Source organism: Corallococcus praedator (assembly GCF_003612125.1).
Lineage (GTDB): Bacteria > Myxococcota > Myxococcia > Myxococcales > Myxococcaceae > Corallococcus > Corallococcus praedator.
In genome coordinates, this window is the sequence record NZ_RAWI01000008.1 from 1 (window position 1) to 22,846 (window position 22,846).

At 70.7% G+C, this 22,846-nt stretch carries 1 protein-coding gene (cut by a window edge); it reads left to right on the forward strand.

Translation table 11 applies throughout. The features are described from left to right. Window positions 1–22,846 carry part of the coding region annotated (locus D7Y13_RS02190; RefSeq protein ID WP_147452417.1) for a non-ribosomal peptide synthetase on the forward strand (this coding region is incomplete at its 5' end). 9,266 nt of the annotated region lie beyond the right edge of the window, so 22,846 of the 32,112 annotated nt are shown.

Genomic DNA, 22,846 nt, shown 5'->3' on the forward strand with positions numbered 1-22,846 from the left:
CCCAGGGACCGGCCGCTGCCGCTGTCCTTCGCGCAGCAGCGCCTCTGGTACCTCCAGCAGTTGGATCCTTCGAGCGGCGCGTACAACAACGCGACCACGTTCCGCCTCACCGGCGAGCTGGACATCAACGCGCTCCAGGCCGCGCTGAACGCGCTGGTGGCCCGGCACGAAGTGCTGCGCACCACGTACTCGCTCGCGGGTGACTCCGCGGTGCAGGTCATCCACCCCGCGCGGGGGCTGCCCCTGCCGATGGTGGACGTGCCCGGCGACACGCCCGAGGCCCGTCAGGCGGAGCTGATCCGCATGTGCCAGGAGCACGCCTTGCTCCCCTTCGACCTGGAGAAGGTCGTGATCCGCGCCACGCTGTTGCGCGTGGAGCCGAAGGTGCACGTGCTGGCGATGGTGCTGCACCACTCGGTGTCCGACGCGTGGTGCACCATGGTGCTCGCGCGCGAGCTGACGGTGCTCTACGCGACGATCAGCGCGGGCATGGAATCGCCGCTGCCTCCGCTGCCCATCCAATACGCGGACTACGCGGTGTGGCAGCGCGACTGGCTGGAAGGCGGCGTGCTGGAGGAGCAGGTCTCCTGGTGGAAGCAGCGCCTGATGGGCGCGCCCGCGCTGGAGATGCCCACGGATCGGCCGCGTCCGGCCGTGCAGTCCTTCGCGGGCTCGGTGTACCGCTTCCAGTTCCCAGCCGACGTGGCCGAACCGCTGCTGGCGCTCAGCCGCCGTCAGGGCGCCACGTCGTTCATGGTGATGATGGCGCTCTTCCAGACGCTGTTGTCGCGCTACTCGGGTCAGGCTGACTTCGTGGTGGGCACGCCCATCGCCGGCCGCACGCGTCCCGAGGTGGAAGGCCTGCTGGGCTGCTTCCTCAACACCCTCGCCTTCCGCTCGAAGCTGGAGGGTTCGCCGTCGTTCAACGAGCTGCTGGTCCGCGTGCGCACGCAGGCGCTGGAGGCCTACGCGCGCCAGGACGCGCCGTTCGAGAAGATCCTCGACACGCTTCAGTTGCCGCGCGACCTGAGCCGCACGCCGCTGTTCCAGGCCATCCTGAACGTGCTCAACACGCCGGAGGCCAAGGCCCAGTTGCCGTCGCTGGAGCTGAGCCCGGTCGAAGTGCCCATGGACGCGGCCAAGTTCGACCTGGGCCTGGAGGTCTGGGAGCACCGCACCGGCCTGTCCTGCCGCTTCGAGTACTCCACCGCGCTCTACGACGAAGCCACCATCGTGCGGATGGCGGAGCACCTCATCGGCATTGCCCGCGAGGCCGTCGCGGCACCGGACGTCCCGCTCGCGCACCTGCCGCTGCTGAACCCGGCCGAGCGCCAGCAGATCCTCGTCGACTGGAACGCCACCCGGGGCGAGTACCCGCGCGAGGCGTGCATCCAGGACCTCTTCGTGGCGCAGGCCGCGAAGCGCCCGGACGCCATCGCCCTGGAGTTCGGGGACACGCGCCTGACGTACGCGGAGCTGGATGCGCGCACCAACCAGTGGGCGCACCTCTTGCGCCAGCACGGCGTGGGCCCGGACGTCCTGGTGGCGGTGTGCCTGGATCGCTCCGTCGAGCTGATCGTCGCCCTGCTCGCCATCCTCAAGGCCGGTGGCGCGTACCTGCCGCTGGATGCCTCATACCCGGCGCAGCGTCTGGCCGCGATGCTGGAGGACGCGCCGCCCAGGCTGCTGCTCACCACGCGCGCGGTCCGCGTGGGCCTGCCCGTGGATGACGCCCTGCCCTCCCTCTTCGTGGAGGAGCTGCGGTTGGACGAACAGCCCACGTCGCCGGTGCACGCGGGAACGCAGTCGCGCCACCTGGCGTACGTGGACTTCACGTCCGGAAGCACCGGCCGTCCCAAGGGCGTGGCGGTGGAACACCGGGGCGTGCTGCGCCTCCTGCACAACGCGCCCTACGCGCACCTGGGCCCGGATGAGACGTTCCTCCTCATCGCGCCCATCTCGTTCGACGCCTCCACGCTGGAGGTCTGGGGACCGCTGCTCTTTGGCGGTCGCCTCGTCGTCTTCCCGCCCCGTTCTCCGTCGGACCTGGACCTGCTGGCGCACGTCCTCCAGCACCACCGCATCACCACGCTGCACCTGACCGCGGGACTCTTCGCGCAGGTGGTGGACCTCAAGGCCGAAGCGCTCAAGGGCGTGCGGCAGATGCTCACGGGCGGCGACGTCGTCTCCGCGCCGCACGTGCGTCGCGTGGTGCAGGAGCTGGGCATCCCCGTCACCGCCTGCTACGGCCCGACGGAGACCACCCTCTTCGCCTCCACGCACCGGATGACGAACGCGGCCCAGGTGGGGAAGAGCATCCCCATTGGCCGGCCCATCGCGGACACGCAGCTCTTCGTGCTGGATGCCCACGGGCAGCCGGTGCCGGCCGGGGTCCCCGGTGAGCTGTTCATCGGTGGTGATGGCCTCGCGCGCGGCTACCTGTCGCGTCCGAACCTGACCGCCGAGCGCTTCGTCCCGAATCCCTTCGCCACCACGCCGGGCGAGCGCCTCTACCGCACGGGAGACCTGGCGCGCTGGAGGCCGGACGGGGTGATGGAGTTCCTGGGTCGCGCGGACAACCAGGTGAAGGTGCGTGGCTACCGCATCGAGCTGGCGGAAGTGGAAGCCGCCCTGCGCGCTCATGCGGAGATCCGCGAGGCCGTGGCCGTCGTGCGCGAGGACGTGCCCGGCGACAAGCGGCTCGTCGCCTACTTCGTCGCGAACCAGGACCTGGACCCGGTGGAGCTGCGCAAGTTCCTGCTGCAGCGGCTGCCGGAGTACATGCTGCCCTCGGCGTTCGTGCCGCTCGCGGCCCTGCCCCTGACGGCGAACGCGAAGGTGGACCGCAAGGCGCTGCCGGCCCCGGAGGGCCTGCGCACCACGAAGCGCGAGTACGTCGCGCCGCGCACGGAGATGGAGCAGCGGCTGGCCACGGTCTGGGCCCAGGTGCTGCGCGTCGAGCGCGTGGGCGTGGACGACAACTTCTTCGAGCTGGGCGGCGACTCCATCATCAGCCTCCAGGTCATCGCGCGCGCCCGTCAGGCAGGCGTGCAGCTCTCCGTGCGCGACATCTTCCAGAACCCCACGCTGGGGGCCCTGGCCACCAAGGCCCGGGTCAGCGCGGGCAGCCTCGCGGAGCAGGGACCCGTGGTGGGCGAGGTACCCCTCACGCCCATCCAGTTGGAGCTGCTGGAGCGCGACCCCGAACACGCCCACCACGCCAACCAGCCGCTGCTGCTGCGGGCCCGTCAGCCCCTCCAGGCGGCATACCTGGAGCAGGCGCTCCAGTTGCTCATCTCGCACCACGACGCCCTGCGCCTGCGCTTCACCCGTGAGGATGCGTCCTGGCGCCAGCGCAACGCCTCGCCCGAGGACTCGCCGTTCCAGTTGCTCCAGGTGGACCTGTCCGCGCTCCCGCCGGAGGCCCGTCCCGGCGTCATGGAGGAGCAGGCGAACCGCCTCCAGGCCGGCTTCGACCTCGCCCGGCCGCCGCTGGTGCGCGCCGCCCTCTTCCACTTCGGGCCGCAGGAGGATCAGCGCCTGTTGATCGTCATCCACCACCTGGTGGTGGACGCGGTGTCGTGGCGCGTGCTCGTCGAGGACCTGGAGGCCGCGTACCTCCAGCTGCTCGCGAAGCGTCCCCCCGTGCTTCCCGGCAAGACGACGTCCTTCCTGTCCTGGGCGCGTCGGCTGGGCAACCACGCCCTCTCCGACGCCCTGAGCGCGCAGACGGCGCTCTGGCTGGACGACGCGCGCAAGGACGTGGCCCCGTTGCCCGTTGACGCGTCGGGCCCCAACACCCATGAGTCGCAGCGCTCCCTCTTCGTCGACCTGAACGCGGAAGAGACCCGGCTGCTCCTCCAGGAGACGCCGGCCGGCTGGCGCGCGCAGATCAACGACGTGCTGCTGACAGCCCTGGCCCTGGCCCTGCGCGAGTGGACCGGTCAGTCACGCGCGCTCGTCGACCTGGAAGGCCATGGCCGCGAGGAGCTGTTCGCGGACGCGGATGTGTCCCGCACCGTGGGCTGGTTCACGTCCGTGACGCCCGCGCTGCTGCGGCTGCCCACGAGCGGCACCCACGGCGACAGCCTGCGCGCGGTGCGCGATTCGCTGAGCCAGTGGACCGACCACGGCATCGGCTACGGGCTCTTGCGCTTCATGGGGCCTCGCGAGGTCCGCGAGCGGATGGCAGCCTTCCCCCAGGCGCAGGTGTCCTTCAACTACCTGGGCCAGCTCGACGGCGCGTCCGCCGCCAGCACCCTCTTCTCCCTGAGCGACGAGTCCATCGGCACGTCGGTGGCCCCCCAGTCGCTGCGGCCGCACGTGCTGCTCGTCACGGGCTCGGTGCAGGGGGGACAGCTGCGGATGGGCTTCGGCTACAGCCACCACCTGCACCACGCCTCCACCATCGAGACGCTGGCGCAGCGCTTCCTCGCGTCCCTGCGCACGCTCATCGCGCAGCGGCACTCGGAGGACTCGCGCCGCAGGACGCCGGGCGACTTCCCGCTGGCACGCATCACCCAGCCCGCGCTGGACGGGCTGATGGCCTCGCAGGGGGCCGGCATCGAGGACCTCTACCCGCTCTCCGCGCTGCAACAGGGCATGTTGTTCCACTCGATCTACGAGCCGGACGGTGCCTTCTATTTCGAGCAGCGCTCCTGGTCGATCCACTCGGCCGTGGACATCGAGATGTTCCGCAAGACGTGGCAGGCGGTGGTGGACCGCAACCCCGTCCTGCGCACGAGCTTCGTGTGGAAGGACCTGGAGGCGCCCCTCCAGGTGGTGCACGCGCATGCGCTGCTGCCCTTCGAGCAGCAGGACCTGCGTCACCTGTCGCCGGAGGAGCAGCAGCTCCGGCTGACGCAGTTGAAGGAAGCCGAGCGCACGCGCGGCTTCGACGTGGCGCGGGCCCCGCTGATGCGCATGCTGGGCGTGCGCCTGTCGGACACGCACTGGCGCTTCATCTGGAGCCACCACCACCTGCTGCTGGACGGCTGGAGCTCCGGCCTGTTCTTCCAGGAGGTCTTCGCCCTCTACGACGCCTTCCATGCGGGCAGGACGCCGCCTCCGTCCACGCGGCCTCCGTTCCGGGACTACATCGCGTGGTTGCAGAAGACCGACGTCGCCGCGGACGAGGCCTTCTGGCGCGGACAGCTCGCCGGCCTCACCGCCCCCACGCCCCTGCCCGCCGAACAGCCGGCCACGGCCGCGCAGGCCGGCGAGTCCACGCACCTGAGCAGCCACTGGCACTTCCTGCCGCCGGAGACCACCACGGCGCTCCAGGCGTTCGTGCGTCAGCACCAGTTGACGCTCAACACCCTGGCGCAGGCCGCGTGGGCCCTGGTGCTCGCGCGCTACGCCGGCACGCAGGACGTCCTCTTCGGCACCACGCTGGCGGGCCGTCCTCCGGAGCTGGAGGGCTCGGACGCGATGCTGGGTCTGCTCATCACCACGCTGCCGGTCCGCATCCGGCTGCCCGAGGAGCACGCCCCCGTCCTGCCCTGGCTCCAGTCGCTCCAGGCGCAGCAACTGGGCATCCAGCAGCACCAGCACACGCCGCTGGTCACCGCGATGGGCTGGAGCGACATGCCGCGAGGCTCGCCGCTCTTCAACTCGCTGCTCGTGTTCGAGAACTTCCCCCTCGATGAGTCCCTGTTGAAGCGCTCCACGGCGCTCGACATCCGCGACCTCCAGTCCGGGGAGAGCAGCCACTACGCCCTCACGGCGTCGGTGATGCCGGGCAACCGGACCCAGATGCATCTGGCGTACGACTCGCACCGCTTCTCGCTGGAGTCGATCCGTCGCGTGCTGGTCCACTGGACCCAGGCGCTGGTGTCGCTGACCGCGCCCGCGGCCCGGCTGGCGGACGTGTCCCTGCTCTCACCGGCCGAGCGTCAGCAGGTGTTGGTGGAGTGGAACACCACGGCCGGGGGCTACCCGGACGTCCGCATCCACGACCTCTTCGAGCAGCAGGCCGACCTGCGCCCGGACGCCATCGCGCTGGAGTTCGCGGAGCAGCGGCTGAGCTACGCGCAGTTGGACGCGCGGGCCAACCAGCTCGCCCACGCGCTGCGCAAGCACGGCGTGGGGCCGGACTCGCTCGTCGCGCTCTGCCTGGAGCGCTCCGTCGAGCTGATCGTCTCCCTGCTCGCCATCCTCAAGGCGGGCGGCGCCTACGTGCCGCTGGATGCCTCGTACCCGGCACAGCGTCTGGCCGCGATGCTGGAGGACGCGCCGCCCCAGGTGCTCATCACCTCGCGCGCGCTGCGCGCCACCCTGCCCGTCGCCCAGGAGGTGCCCTGCCTCCTGGTGGAAGACCTGCGTCTGGACGAGCAGCCCACGTCCCGTCCCGTGACGGCCACGCAGCCGCGCCATCTGGCGTACGTGGACTTCACGTCGGGAAGCACCGGCCGTCCCAAGGGCGTGGCCGTGGAGCACCGGGGTGTGCTGCGCCTCCTGCACAACGCGCCCTACGCGAAGCTGGGCCCGGATGAGACGTTCCTCCTCATCGCCCCCATCTCGTTCGACGCCTCCACGCTGGAGGTCTGGGGACCGCTGCTCTTCGGCGGTCGGCTCGTCGTCTTCCCGCCCGTTCCGCCCACCGACCTGGACCTGCTGGCCCACGTCCTCCAGCACCACCGCATCACCACGCTGCACCTGACCGCGGGACTCTTCGCGCAGGTCGTGGACCTCAAGGCCGAAGCGCTCAAGGGCGTGCGGCAGATGCTCACGGGCGGCGACGTCGTCTCCGCGCCGCATGTGCGTCGCGTGGTGCAGGAGCTGGGCATCCCCGTCACCGCCTGCTACGGCCCGACGGAGACCACCCTCTTCGCCTCCACGCACCGCATGACGGACGCGGCCCAGGTGGGGAACACCATCCCCATCGGTCGGCCCATCGCGGACACGCAGCTCTATGTGCTGGACGCCAACGGCCAGCCGGTGCCCCCGGGCATCCCGGGCGAGCTGTTCATCGGCGGTGATGGCCTCGCGCGCGGCTACCTGTCGCGTCCGGACCTGACCGCCGAGCGCTTCGTCCCCAACCCCTTCTCCACCACCGCCGGTGAGCGCCTCTACCGCACGGGAGACCTGGCGCGCTGGAGGCCGGACGGGGTGATGGAGTTCCTGGGCCGCGCGGACAACCAGGTGAAGGTGCGTGGCTACCGCATCGAGCTGGCCGAAGTGGAAGCCGCGCTGCGCGCCCACGCGGACGTGCGTGAGGCCGTGGCCGTGGTGCGCGAGGACGTGCCCGGCGACAAGCGGCTGGTGGCGTACGTGGTCCTGCACCAGGACGTCGAGCCGGCCGCGCTGCGCGCGTTCCTGGCGCAGCGGCTGCCGGAGTACATGCTGCCGTCCGTTTTCGTTCCCCTCGCGGCCCTGCCCCTGACGGCGAACGCGAAGGTGGACCGCAAGGCGCTGCCGGCCCCGGAGGGCCTGCGCACCACGAAGCGCGAGTACATCGCGCCCCGCACGGAGATGGAGCAGCGGCTGGCCACGGTCCTGGCCCAGGTGCTGCGTGTCGAACGCATCGGCGTCGAGGACAACTTCTTCGAGCTGGGCGGCGACTCGATCATCAGCCTCCAGGTGGTCGCGCGGGCACGTCAGGTCGGCGTGCAGCTCTCCGTGCGCGACCTCTTCCAGCACCCGACGCTGGGCGCGCTGGCGGTCGTGGCCCGGGAGAGCACCGTCAGCCTCGCGGAGCAGGGACCCGTGGTGGGCGAGGTGCCCCTCACGCCCATCCAGCTCGATCTGCTGGAGCGCGACCCTGAACACGCCTACCACTTCAACCAGCCGCTGCTGCTGCGGGCCCGTCAGCCCCTGCAGGCGGGCCCCCTGGAAGAGGCCCTGCGGCTGCTGCTGTCCCATCACGACGCCCTGCGCCTGGGCTTCAGCCGGGACGCGGGCGCGTGGCGTCAGCGCAACGCCGCCCCGGACGAGGCTCCCCTCTCGCTGATCCAGGTGGACCTGTCGTCGCTCCCCGCCGGTGACCGGCTGGGCGCCATGGAGGTGGAGGCCCGTCGTCTCCAGTCCAGCTTCGACCTGTCCCGGCCGCCGCTGGTGCACGCCGCCCTCTTCCACTTCGGACCTGACGAAGCCCAGCGCCTGCTGCTCGTCGTCCACCACCTGCTGGTGGACACCGTCTCCTGGCGCGTGCTCGTCGAGGACCTGGAGGGCGCGTACCAGCAACGGCTCGCGGGCCGGTCGCCCGTGCTGCCCGCGAAGACGACGTCCTTCCAGGCCTGGGCGCGCAAGCTGGAGGCGCACGCCCTCTCCGACACGCTCTCCGTGCAGACGCGGCTCTGGCTGGACGAAGCACGCCAGGACATCGCCCCGCTGCCCGTCGACGCTTCGGGCCCGAACACCTTCGAGTCGAGCCGCGCGGTGGCCGTCCGGCTGGAGATCGATGAAACGCGGCTGCTCCTCCAGGAGACGCCGGCCGGCTGGCGCGCGCAGATCAACGACGTACTGCTGACGGCGATGGCGCTCGCCTTGCGCGAGTGGACCGGCCAGTCGCGCGCGCTCATCGACCTGGAAGGCCACGGTCGCGAGGAGCTGTTCGCGGACGCGGACGTGTCCCGCACGGTCGGTTGGTTCACGACCACGGCCCCCGCGCTGGTGAAGCTGCCCGAGGGTGGCTCTTACGGTGACAGCCTGCGCTCGGTGCGCGACTCGCTGCGCAAGTGGCCGCACCACGGCCTCGGCTACGGGCTCTTGCGGTACATGGGCCCGCCGGACGTCCGTGAGCGGATGGCGGCCTTCCCCCGGGCACAGGTGGCCTTCAACTACCTGGGCCAGCTCGACGGCGCGTCCGCCGCCAGCACCCTCTTCACCCTGGGCGATGATCCGGTCGGCAGTCCGGTGGTGGCGCGCGCGTTGCGTCCGCACCTGCTGCTCGTCAACAGCTCGGTGCGCGAGGGACGGCTGCAACTGGACTTCGTCTACAGCCACCACCTGCACCACGCCTCCACCATCGAGACGCTGGCCCAGCACTTCCTCGCGTCCCTGCGCGCCCTCATCGCGCAGCGGCACTCCGAGGACGCACGCCAGATGTCACCGGGCGACTTCCCGCTGGCCCGCCTCGCGCCCGCGTCGCTCAACGCGCTGCTGGCGTCGCAGGGGCCCTCCGTGGAGGACCTCTACCCGCTCTCGCCGCTGCAGCAGGGCATGCTGTTCCACGCCCTCTACGAGCCGGACTCGGCCTTCTATTTCGAGCAGCGCTCCTGGTCGATCCACTCGGCCGTGGACATCGACGTGTTCCGCAAGACGTGGCAGGCGGTGGTGGACCGCAACCCCATCCTGCGCACCAGCTTCGTGTGGAAGGATCTCGACGCGCCCCTCCAGGTGGTGCACGCGCACGCCCCCCTGCCGTTTGAACAGCACGACTGGCGACACCTGTCCGAGGAGGAGCAGAAGGCCCGGCTGGAGCGGTTGCTCGTGGAGGATCGCGAGCGCGGATTCGACCTCGCCCGGGCGCCGCTGATGCGGCTGACGGCCATGCGTGCCTCCGACACGACCTGGCGCTTCATCTGGAGCCACCACCACCTGCTGCTGGACGGCTGGAGCTCCGGCCTCTTCTTCCAGGAGGTCTTCGCCCTCTACGACGCCTTCAGCACCGGCGCGACGCCCGCCCTGCCGACGCGGCCTCCGTACCGCGAGTACATCGCGTGGTTGCAGCGGACCGACCCCGCCGCGGACGAAGCCTTCTGGCGTGGCTACCTGGCCGGGCTGAGCACGCCCACGCCCCTGCCCGCCGCACTCCCGGCGCTGACGGATGGCGGCGCGGCGGATCCGCGCAGCCTGGAAGTGGCGCTGTCGGCGGAGACCACGGCGGCGCTCCAGGCGTTCGTGCGCCAGTACCAGCTCACGCTCAACACCCTGGTGCAGGCCGCCTGGGCCCTGGTGCTCGCGCGCTACGGCGGCATGCAGGACGTCCTCTTCGGCACCACGCTGGCCGGGCGTCCTCCGGAGCTGGAGGGCTCGGAGTCCATGCTGGGCCTGCTCATCACCACGCTGCCGGTCCGCGTCCAGCTCCCCGAGGAACACGCGCCCCTGCTGCCCTGGCTCCAGAAGCTCCAGGAGCAGCAGCTGGGCATCCAGAAGCATCAGCAGACGCCGCTGGTCACCGTGCAGTCGTGGAGCGACATTCCTCGGGGTACGCCGCTCTTCAACACCCTGCTGGTCTACGAGAACTTCCCCGTCGACGAAGGCGTGCTGAAGCGCTCCACCGCGCTGGACCTGCGCGACCTCACCACGGGCGAGAGCACGCACTACGCGCTCTCCGCCTCCGCCATCCCGGGCGGCAACCAGCTCCGGTTGAACCTCGCGTATGAAGCGCGCCGCTTCGAGCCCGGGTCCATCCAGCGCATGCTGGGCCACTGGACCCAGGCCCTGGCGTCGCTCATTCAGACCGACGCCCGCCTGTCCGACCTGACGCTCGTCACATCCGAGGAGCGCGCGCGGCTGGTGGGTGAGCTGTCCGGCGACGTCCTGGAGTTCGAACGCGACGCCACGCTGCACGGCCTCCTTGAAGAACAGGTGGCCCGCACGCCGGACGCGGACGCAGTGGTGTTCGAGGAGACGACGCTCTCCTTCCGTCAGCTCGACACCCGCGCCAACCAGTTGGCCCGGCACCTGCGGTCGCTGGGCGTGGGCCCGGAGGTGACGGTGGGCCTGTGCCTGGAGCGCTCGGCGGAGGCCATCGTCGCGCTGCTCGCGGTGCTCAAGGCCGGTGGCGGCTTCGTGCCGTTCGACCCGACGGCCCCGGCCGCGCGCAAGTCGTTCCTGTTGAAGGACTGCGGCGCGTCCGTGCTGCTGACCTCGCGTGCCATCGCGGACGCGTGGAAGCCCGACGTGGCGCACGTGGTGCGGCTGGACTCCGAACAGGAGAAGGCGCACCTGGCGTCGCTCTCCGGGGAGGCCCTGCCCTCGTCGGCCCGTCCGGAGAGCCTCGCGTACGTCATCTACACGTCCGGCTCCACGGGCACGCCCAAGGGCGTGATGGTGCAGCACCGCTCGGTGCTCAACCTGCACCGGTCGCTGACGCGGACCATCTACGCGGGCCTGCCGCGCGGCCAGCGCATCACGGTCAACGCGCCGCTGTACTTCGACGCGTCCATCGAGCAGGTCCTCCAGCTCCTCGACGGCCACTGCCTGGTGGTCGTCCCCGAGGACGTGCGCCTGGATCCGGAGCGGATGCTCCCGTGGCTGGAGCAGCGGCGCATCGACGCGCTGGACTGCACCCCGTCGCAGCTCAAGCTCCTTCTGGCCGCGGGCCTGTTGGAGCGCGCGCACATGCCGGCCCTGTTGTCGGTCGGTGGTGAGGCGCTGGACGAGGTGATGTGGCGGCAGCTCGCCGCGACGAAGCGCACGCGCGCCTTCAACGGCTACGGCCCCACCGAGTGCACCGTCGACGCCACGACGTTCCCCCTCCAGGGCGCTGCCCAGACGGTCCCGGTCATCGGCCGGCCCGTCCACAACCTGCGCGCCTACGTCCTCGACGAGCGTCAGCGGCTGGTGGCGTTCGGCATGCCGGGCGAGCTGTGCTTCTCCGGTGAAGGCGTCGCGCGCGGCTACCTGGGCCGGCCGAACCTCACGGCGGAGCGCTTCCTGCCCGACCCGTTCAGCCCCGAGCCCGGTGCACGCCTGTACCGCACGGGCGACAAGGCCCGCTGGCGCGAGGACGGCACGCTGGAGTTCATGGGCCGCCTGGACTTCCAGGTGAAGGTCCGTGGCTTCCGCATCGAGCTGGGCGAAATCGAAGCCACGCTGCGCGGCTACCCGGGCATCCGGGACGCGGTGGCGCTGGTGCGCGAGGACGTGCCCGGCGATGCGCGCCTCGTCGCCTACGTCGTGCCGGAGGTGGACACCGCGCCCCTGCGCGAACACCTGCGCAAGCACCTGCCGGAGTACATGGTGCCCGCCGCGCTGGTCGCCCTGCCCGTCCTGCCGCTGACGCCCAACGCGAAGGTGGACCGCAAGGCACTGCCCGCGCCGGAAGCGTCGCAGCTCGGAGTGAGCACCTACGTGGCGCCCGCGACGCCGACGGAGATCGCCCTGGCCACGCTCTGGGGTGAGCTGTTGCGCGTGCCCGCCGTGGGCCGCCACGACAACTTCTTTGAACTGGGTGGCCACTCGCTGCTGGCCACGCAGGTGGTGTCGCGCATCCGGTCCACGCTGGGTGTGGAGCTACCTCTGGGAGACCTGTTCAGCGCTCCCACGGTGGCGGAGCTGGCCGCGCGGCTGGTCCATGCTGCTCGCGCCAAGACGCCGCCGCTCGTCCGGGCGGACCGGACGTCGGCGCCGCCGCTGTCGTTCGCGCAGCAGCGTCTGTGGTTCATCGATCAGTTGGAGCCGGGCACCACGCTCTACAACATGCCCCTGCCGCTGCGCTTCACCGGTGCGGTGGACGAAGGGGCGCTGCGCCAGAGCCTGGATGCGCTGATCGCCCGACATGAGGTCCTGCGCACCACGTTCCGCGTGGAAGCGGGCCAGCCCGTGCAGCACATCCACGCCGGGGCCACCGTGCCCTTCGAGTCCGTGGACCTCACGGACATCGCCGACACGACCGAGCGTCAGGCCGAAGCGAAGCGACGCGCCATCGCGGAGTCCCGCCGTCCGTTCAACCTGGAGCAGGGGCCGGTGATTCGCGCCCTGCTGCTCAAGTTGGACGCGCAGGAGCACGTGCTCGTGCTCCACCTGCACCACATCGTGTCCGACGGCTGGTCGTTGGGCGTGCTGGTGCGCGAGATGACGGCGCTCTACGAGGCCTTCCGCCACGGACAGGCCCCTGCCCTGCCGGAGCTGCCGGTGCAGTACGCCGACTTCTCCGTGTGGCAGCGCGGCTGGCTCCAGGGTGAAGTGCTGGGGGCGCAGCTCGGCTGGTGGAAGCAGCAGCTTGCGGGCGCGCCCCATGCGCTGGACCTGCCCATCGACAAGCCGCGTCCGGCCGTCGCTACCCAGCGTGGCGGTGCGGTGCCCGTGCACCTGCCGCGCGTCCTCGCGGAGAAGGTGGAGGCCCTGGCCCAGCGTGAAGGCGCTACGCCCTTCATGGTGTTGCTCGCGGCGTTCCAGACCGTGCTGCATCGGTACTCGGGACAGGACGACGTGCTGGTGGGCTCGCCCATCGCGAACCGTCGCCATGCGGAGACGGAGGGCCTCATCGGCTTCTTCGTCAACACGCTGGTCCTGCGAGGAAGCTTCGGTGCGCGGCCTTCGTTCCGGCAGCTCGTCGCGCAGGTGCGCACCACGACGCTGGGCGCATACGAGCACCAGGACATCCCGTTCGAGCGGCTGGTGGAATCACTCCAGACGACGCGCGACCTGTCCCGCACGCCTCTCTTCCAGGTGATGTTCGCGTTGCAGAACGCGCCCCTCCCGGAGCTGGTGCTGCCCGGCCTTTCCGTGAAGGCCGCCGACATCGGGGGCCGAGGCACGTCGCAGTTCGAGCTGAGCCTGGACCTCAACCGTGAGGCGGACGGCTTCGTCGGACTCATCGACTACGCGACGGACCTGTTCGAGCGCTCCACTGTCGAGCGCCTGATGACTCACCTGCGGGTGTTGCTGGAGGGCGCACTGGAGCGTCCGGACGCACCGCTCGCGGACCTGTCCTTCGTGGGTCCCGAGGAGCGTCAGCGACTGCTGGGCGACCTGAGTGGCACCGTCGCGGACTTCGACCGCGAGGCCACGCTGCATGGCCGCATCGAAGCGCAGGTGGCCCGCACGCCGGGCGCGGACGCCGTGGCGTTCGGGGACACGACGCTGTCCTTCCGGCAGCTCGATGCCCGCGCCAACCAGCTCGCCCGACACCTGCGCTCGTTGGGCGTGGGTCCTGAAGTGACGGTGGGCCTGTGCCTGGAGCGGTCGGCCGAGTCCATCATCGCGCTGCTCGCCGTCCTCAAGGCCGGCGGAGCGTTCGTGCCGCTCGACCCCGCAGCACCCGCCGCGCGTCGGTCCTTCATCCTGGGCGACAGCCACGCATCCGTGCTGCTGACCACCCAGGCCCTGGCGGAGGCGTGGCGGCCCGACGTGGGCGCCGTCGTGTGCCTCGACGCTGAACAGAAGCCCTGGGCGGAGCTGTCATCGGAGGCACTGGCCTCTAACGTGGGCCCGGAGAACCTGGCCTACGTGCTCTACACGTCGGGCTCCACAGGTACGCCCAAGGGGGTGGCGGTGCAGCACCGCTCCGTGCTCCACCTGCATCAGGCGATGGCGCGGGACATCTACGTGCAGCCGCAGCGCGGCCTGCGTGTCAGCGTGAACGCGCCGCTGTTCTTCGACGCGTCCATGGAGCAGGTCATCCAGCTCCTGGACGGGTACTGCCTGTGCCCCGTCCCCGACGAGACGCGCAAGGACCCGGAGGCGATGCTCTCGTGGTTGGAAGCGCAGCTCATCGACTCGCTGGACTGCACGCCGTCGCAGCTCAAGCTCCTGTTGGACGCGGGCCTGCTCGAACGGGCCCACGTGCCGGCGCTGCTCATCGTCGGTGGTGAGGCGCTGGACGAAGTGACGTGGCGGCGGCTCTCCACGACAAAGCGCACGCGCGCCTTCAACGTGTACGGACCCACCGAGACCACCGTCAACGCGACGTCCTGGGCCCTCCAGAACGCCCCCCAGATGCTGCCCGTCATCGGCCGGCCGCTGGACAACGTGCGGGCGTACATCCTCGACGCGCAGCAGCGGCTGGTGCCCTTCGGCATGCAGGGCGAGCTGTGCCTCGCGGGTGAAGGCCTCGCGCGCGGCTACCTGGGACGCCCGGACCTCACCGCGGAGCGCTTCGTTCCGAATCCGTTCAGCACGGAGCCCGGAGCGCGCCTGTACCGCACCGGAGACAAGGCCCGCTGGCGCGAGGACGGGACGCTCGACTTCATGGGCCGCCTGGACTTCCAGGTGAAGGTCCGTGGCTTCCGCATCGAGCTGGGCGAAATCGAAGCCACCTTGCGCTCGCACCCAGGCATCCGGGACGCGGTGGCCCTCGTCCGTGAGGACGTGCCCGGCGATGCGCGCCTCGTGGCCTACGTCGCGCCGGAGGTGGACACCGCGACGCTGCGCGAACACCTGCGCAAGCACCTGCCGGAGTACATGGTCCCGGCGGCGTTCATGGCGCTGCCCACCCTGCCGCTGACGTCCAACGGCAAGGTGGACCGCAAGGCCCTGCCCGCGCCGGAAGCCTCGCAGGTCGGCTCGCGCAACTACGCAGCGCCCGAGACGCCGACGGAAGTCGCGCTGGCCGCGCTGTGGAGTGAAGTGCTGCGCATCCCCACCGTGGGACGGTACGACAACTTCTTCGAGCTGGGCGGCCACTCGCTGCTGGCCACGCAGTTGGTCTCCCGCGTGCGCGCCCACTTCGGGGTGGAGCTGCCCCTGCGCGCGTTCTTCGAGCGGCCCACCGTGGCCGCGCTGGCCGCGCTGATTGATTCGTTCCAGGGCCCGGATGGCACGGGTGCGTCCCTGCCCGCGCTGGTGCGTGGGGAGCGGCCGGACGTGCTGCCCCTGTCGTTCGCCCAGCAGCGGTTGTGGTTCATCGAGCAGTTGGGTGCGGCGGGCACCGCGTACAGCCTGCCCATCGCGCTGAAGCTCGAAGGCACGCTGGACACCATCGTGCTGCTCGCCGCGTTCGATGAGCTGGTACGCCGTCACGAAGCGCTGCGCACCACCTTCCATTCGGACGAAGGGGCGCCGTCGCAGGTCATCCACCCGCCCTTCCCCATGCCCCTGCGGCACGTGGACCTCACGGTCCTGGCGTCGAGGGAAGAGCGTGAGTCGGAGGCCAATCGGCTCGCACTGGAGGAGGCGCGGGCTCCGTTCGACCTGGAGCAGGGCCCGCTGTTCCGGGCGCTCCTGCTGAAGCTGGCCCCCCAGGAGTACGTGCTGGTGCTCAACACGCACCACATCATCTCCGACGGTTGGTCCGCGGGCGTCCTGGTGCGCGAAATGGGCGCGCTCTACGCGGCCTTCTCCGAGGGCCTGCCCTCCCCGCTGCCGGAGCTGGCGGTGCAGTACGCCGACCACACCCTCTGGCAGCGCGGCTGGCTCCAGGGCGACGTGCTGGAGCAGCAACTCGGTTACTGGCGCGAGCAGCTGGACGGCGCTGAACCGTTCCTGGACCTGCCCACGGACTTCACGCGTCCGGCGCAGCAGTCCTTCCAGGCGGCGGACGAACACCTGGTGCTGTCGCGCGAGCTGACCGACGCCCTGGAGACGTTGGCGAAGCAGGAGTCCGCCACGCCGTACATGGTGCTGCTGTCGGCCTTCAAGCTGCTGCTGCACCGGTACTCCGGCCAGGAGGACGTGCTCATCGGTTCGCCCATCGCGGGCCGCCGTCACGCCGAGTCCGAAGCGCTCATCGGCTACTTCGCCAACACCGTCGTGCTGCGCACGCAGGTGAAGGACACGCTGACCTTCCGCGAGCTGCTCGCGCAGGTGCGCACCACGACGTTGGGGGCCTACGAACACCAGGACCTCCCGTTCGAGAAGCTGGTGGAGGCCCTGAAGCCGGACCGCGACCTGAGCCGCACGCCGTTCTTCCAGGTGACGTTCACCCTGCAGAACTCGCCGATGCCGGAGCTGGTCCTTCCGGAGCTGACGCTCAGGGGCCTGGACAATGATCCGGGCATCATCCTCTTCGACCTGCAGCTCGTGATGAACCGCGGGCCCGACGGGTTCACGGGCGGGCTGCTCTACAACACGAGCCTGTTCGCACAGCCCACGGCGGCGGGCATGGTCCAGCGGCTGGTGCTGTTGCTGGAGGCCGCCGTCCGCGCGCCGGACACACGCCTGTCCGACCTGCCCCTGCTCACGAATGGGGAGCGCCGACAGGTCCTGGTCGAATGGAACCGCACGTCCCGCGACTACCCGCGTGACGCCTCCGTGGCCGCGCTCTTCTCCGCGCAGGCCGCACGCACGCCCAATACCCTGGCGCTGAAGTCCGGCGAGCAGACGCTCACGTACGCGGCGCTGGACCGCGCCTCCAACCAGTTGGCGCACCACCTGCGCCGCCTGGGCGTGAGGCCCGGAGACCGGGTCGGCCTGTGCCTGGAGCGCTCGTTCGAGCTCATCGTCGGCATGCTCGGCATCCTCAAGGCCGGGGCGGCCTACGTGCCGGTGGAGGCGAAGTATCCGGCCGACCGCATCACCTGGATCCTCCAGGAGGCGGGCGTCAGCGTGCTGGTGACGCAGGAGTCGCTGGCGGATGAGCTGCCGTCGGTGGCGGACCTCCAGGTCCTCATGGACGGGGACGCGGTGGTGCTGGCGAAGCAGCCGGAGACCGCGCTGGAAGTGGAAGTGCCGGCCGAGGCGCTGGCGTACGTGATGTTCACGTCGGGCAGCACGGGGCGCCCCAAGGGCGTCAGCGTGCCCCAGCGCGGCATCGTGCGGCTGGTGCGTGGCAACGACTTCATCCACTTCGGGCCGGAGGAAGTCTTCCTCCAACTGGCGCCGGTCGCGTTCGACGCGTCCACGTTGGAAGTCTGGGGCGCGCTGCTCAACGGCGCGAGGCTGGTGCTCGCTCCGCCCAGGGCGCTGTCCCTGGAAGAGACGGGGGCGCTCCTCACCACCGAGGGCATCACCACGCTGTGGCTCACCGCCGCGCTCTTCGAGCAGATGGTCAACGACCAGGGCGAAGCGCTGGCGAGGGTGCGGCAGGTGCTGGCGGGCGGCGACGTGCTGCCCGTGGAGCGCGTGCGCGACCATCTGGCGCGGATGCCTTCGGGATCCGTGCTCGTCAACGGCTACGGTCCCACGGAGAACACCACGTTCTCCGCCACGTATGCCCTGGGTGCCGGGGACAGCGTGGGCCGGTCGGTGCCCATCGGTCGGCCGCTGGCGCAGTCCACCGCATGGGTGCTGGATGCTGCCCTCCAGCCCGTGCCGGTGGGCGTGCCGGGTGCGCTCTACGTCGGCGGCGATGGCCTCGCGTGGGGCTACCTGAACCGTCCGGACCTGACCGCTGAGCGCTTCATCCCCCACCCCTTCGCCACGGAGCCGGGTGCTCGCCTCTACAGCACCGGCGACCGCGTGCGTTGGCAGGCGGATGGGACGTTGGAGTTCCTGGGCCGCACCGACTTCCAGGTGAAGATCCGCGGCTTCCGCATCGAGCCGGGCGAAGTCGAGGCCGTGCTGCGTCAGTCGCCGCACGTTCAGGAAGTGGTGGTCCTGGCGCGCAAGGACTCGTCCGGTGACAAGCGGCTCGTCGCCTACGTCGTGTCCGCGGGAGAGGGTTTTGATTCCTCCGCGCTGAAGGCGTTCGTCCAGAAGCAGTTGCCCGAATACATGGTCCCCACGGCCTGGGTGGAGCTGTCCGCCCTGCCGCTGTCGGCCAACGGCAAGGTGGACCGCAAGGCGCTGCCCGCCCCGGAGGCGCCGCGCGTCTCCGACGCGAAGGTGTCCGCGCCTCGCAACGCGATGGAGACGGCCCTCGTCGCCATCTGGGCGGAGGTGCTGCACCTGGAGACCGTCGGCATCCACGACGACTTCTTCGAGCTGGGCGGCCACTCGCTGCTGGCCACGCAGGTGGTGTCGCGCATCCGGTCCACGCTGGGTGTGGAGCTGCCGCTGGGAGACCTCTTCAGCGCGCCCACCGTGGCCACGCTGGCGGAGAAGCTGGGCAGCGCCAGCCGGACGCAGGCGCCCCCGCTGGTCCGCGCGGAGCGGACCACCGCGCCGCCGCTGTCGTTCGCGCAGCAGCGGCTGTGGTTCATCGACCAGTTGGAGCCGGGCACCAGCCTGTACAACATGCCGCTGCCGCTGCGGCTGACCGGTGCGCTGGACGAAGGCGCGCTGCGCAAGAGCCTGGATGCGCTGATGGCGCGGCACGAATCGCTGCGCACCACGTTCCGCGTGGAAGCGGGCCAGCCCGTGCAGCACATCCACTCGGAAGCCACCGTGCCCTTCGAGTCCGTGGACCTCACGGGCATCGCGGACGCGACGGAACGGCAGGCGGAAGCAGAGCGACGAGGCCTGGCGGAATCCCGCCGCCCGTTCAACCTGGAGCAGGGCCCGGTGATTCGCGCCCTCCTCCTGAAGCTGGGTGCGGAGGATCATGTCCTGGTGGTGCACGTGCACCACATCGTGTCCGACGGCTGGTCTCTGGGCGTGCTGGTGCGCGAAGTCACCGCCCTCTACGAGGCCTTCCGCCACGGCCAGACGCCGGCCCTGCCGGAGCTGCCTGTTCAGTACGCGGACTACGCCGTGTGGCAGCGCAACTGGCTGCAGGGCGACGTGTTGAAGGCGCAGCTCGGCTGGTGGAAGCAGCAGCTCGCGGGTGCGTCCCACGTGCTGGATCTACCCACCGACAAGCCGCGTCCGGCCGTCGCCACCCAGCGTGGCGACGCGGTGTCCGTGCGCCTGCCGCGCGCGCTGTCCGAGCAGGTGGAGGCCCTGGCGCAGAAGGAAGGCGCTACGCCCTTCATGGTGCTGCTGGCGGCCTTCCAGACCGTGCTGCACCGGTACTCCGGTCAGGACGACGTGCTGGTGGGCTCCCCCATCGCGAACCGCGGCCACGCGGAGACGGAGGGCCTGATCGGCTTCTTCGTCAACACGCTGGTGCTGCGTGGAAGCTTCGGCGCCCGGACGACGTTCCGGGAGCTGCTGGCCCAGGTGCGCACCACGACGCTGGGCGCGTACGAACACCAGGATCTCCCCTTCGAGCGGCTGGTGGAGTCGCTTCAGACCACGCGTGACCTGGGCCGCACGCCGCTGTTCCAGGTGCTGTTCGCGTTGCAGAACGCGCCCCTCCCGGAGCTGGCGCTGCCCGGCCTGTCCGTGTCGGGGGCTCACTTCGGCGGACGGGATCTGTCCCTGTTCGAGCTGAGCCTGGACCTGAACCGGGACGCGGACGGCTTCGCCGGAATGCTCCAGTACGCGACGGACCTGTTCGAGCCCGCCACCATCGAACGGTTCGCGACGCACCTGCGCGTGCTGCTGGAGACCGTGCTCGTGCGGCCCGATGTGCCGCTGGCCGACGTGCCGCTCAGCTCGCCGGAAGAGCACGCCCGGCTCGTGAGCATCGCGCGTGGGGACGTCGTGGACTTCGACCTGGAGTCCACGCTGCATGGGCTCATCGAAGCGCAGGTGGCCCGTACGCCGGACGCGGACGCCCTGGAGTTCGAGGGGACGACGCTGTCCTTCCGTCAGCTCGACGCCCGCGCCAATCAGCTCGCGCGGCACCTGCGCTCACTGGGCGTGGGCCCGGAGTCGACGGTGGCCCTGAGCCTGGAGCGCTCCGCGGACGCCATCATCGCGTTCCTCGCGGTGCTCAAGGCGGGCGGCGCGTTCGTGCCGCTCGACCCGGCAGCCCCCGCCGCGCGCAAGGACTTCCTCCTGCGCGACTGCGGCGCCTCCGTGCTGCTGACCACCCGGGCCCTGGCCGAAACGTGGCAGCCCGACGTCGAGCACGTGGTGAAGCTGGATGTCGAACAGACCTGGCTGGCGGCGCTCTCCGACGAGCCCCTGCCTGCCTCCGCGGGCCCGGACAACCTCGCGTATGTCATCTACACGTCCGGTTCCACGGGCACGCCCAAGGGCGTGATGGTGCAGCACCGCTCCGTCGTCCACCTGCACCACACGCTGGTCCGGAAGGTCTACACGCAGCAGCGCCCGCTGCGCGTCAGCCTGAACTCGGCGCTGTACTTCGATGCCGTCATCGAGGCGTTCATCAAGCTGCTCGCCGGCCACTGCCTCTGCATCATCCCCGAGGACACGCGCCGGGATCCGGAGCGGATGCTCACGTGGATCGAGCAGCAGCGCATCGACCTGCAGACCAGTACGCCCTCGCAGATCAAGCTCCTGCTGGAAGCGGGAATGCTGGAGCGCGCCTGGGTGCCGTCGCAGTTCCTGGTGGGCGGCGAGGCCATGGACGAAGCCCTCTGGCGCCTCTTCGCCGGGACGACCCGCACGCGCGCCTTCAACGGCTACGGCCCCACCGAATGCACCGTGGCCGTCACGGCGTACGACGTCCAGGGCACCACCCTGCCCCGGCCCGTCATCGGCCGGCCGCTGGACAACCTGCGCGCCTACGTCCTCGATGAGCACCAGCACCTGGTGCCCTTCGGCCTGCCCGGCGAGCTGTGTTTCTCCGGCGCGGGCATCACGCGCGGCTACCTGCGCCGCCCGGATCTCACCGCGGAGCGCTTCATCCCGGATCCGTTCAGCACGGAGCCCGGTGCGCGGCTGTACCGCACGGGCGACAAGGCCCGTTGGCGCGAGGACGGCACGCTGGAGTTCATGGGGCGCCTGGACTTCCAGGTGAAGCTGCGCGGCTACCGCATCGAGCTGGGCGAAGTCGAAGCCACCCTGCGCTCGCACCCGGACATCCGGGATGCCGTGGCCCTCGTTCGCGAGGACGTGGCCGGCGATGCGCGCCTCGTCGCCTACCTCGTGCCGGAGGTGGACACCTCGACGCTGCGCGAACACCTGCGCAAGCACCTGCCGGAGTACATGGTGCCCGCCGCGCTGGTCGCCCTGCCCGCCCTGCCGCTGACGCCCAACGGAAAGGTGGACCGCAAGGCCCTGCCCGTACCGGAAGCCTCGCAGGTTGGCTCACGCAACTACGCAGCGCCCGAGACGCCGACGGAAGTCGCGCTGGCCGCGCTGTGGAGTGAAGTGCTGCGCATCCCCGCCGTGGGCCGTCACGACAACTTCTTCGAGCTGGGCGGCCACTCGCTGCTGGCCACGCAGTTGGTCTCTCGCGTGCGCGCCCACTTCGGGGTGGAGCTGCCCCTGCGCGCGTTCTTCGAGCGGCCCACCGTGGCCGCGCTGGCCGCGCTGATTGATTCGTTCCAAGGCCCGGATGGCACGGGTGCGTCCCTGCCCGCGCTGGTCCGCGCGGAACGTCCGGACGTGCTGCCGCTGTCGTTCGCCCAGCAGCGGTTGTGGTTCATCGAGCAGCTCGGCACGGCGGGGACCGCGTACAGCATCCCGGTGTCGTTGAAGCTCGAAGGCCCCCTGGACACGGCCGTGCTCCAGCGCGCGTTCGATGAGCTGGTGCGCCGTCACGAAGCGCTGCGCACCACCTTCCGTCCGCACGAGGGCTCACCGTCGCAGGTCATCCACCCGCCCTTCCCCATGCCGCTGCGCCACGTGGACCTTACGTCCATCGCATCGCCGGAGGAGCGTCAGGCGGAGGCCCTGCGGATCGCCAACGACGAGGCGCGCATCCCGTTCAACCTGGAGACGGGGCCGCTGGTCCGGGTGCTCGTGTTGAAGCTGGGCCCCACGGAGCACGGCCTGGTGCTGACGCAGCACCACATCATCTCCGACGGCTGGTCCACGAGCGTCCTGGTGCGGGAGATGGGCGCGCTCTACGCGGCCTTCTCCAAGGGCCTGCCTTCGCCCCTGCCGGAGCTGGCGGTGCAGTACGCCGACCACTCGCTCTGGCAGCGCGGCTGGCTGCAAGGCGATGTGCTGGAGCAGCAGCTCGGCTACTGGCGTCAGCAGCTCGACGGCGCCGCGCCGTACCTGGACCTGCCCACGGACCATCCGCGTCCGGCACGGCAGTCCTTCCAGGGCGCGGACCAGACCGTGTCCCTGCCGCTCGCGCTGAGCGAAGCGGTGGAGGCGATGGCGAAGCGGGAGTCCGCCACGCCGTACATGCTGCTGCTGGCGGCCTTCAAGCTGCTGCTGCACCGGTACTCGGGCCAGGAGGACGTGCTCATCGGTTCGCCCATCGCGGGCCGCCGCCACGCCGAATCCGAAGCGCTCATCGGCTACTTCGCCAACACCGTGGTCGTGCGCACGCAGGTGAAGGACACGCTGACCTTCCGCGAGCTGCTGGCCCAGGTGCGCACCACGACGCTGGGCGCGTACGAACACCAGGACCTTCCGTTCGAGAAGCTGGTGGAGGTGCTGAACCCCG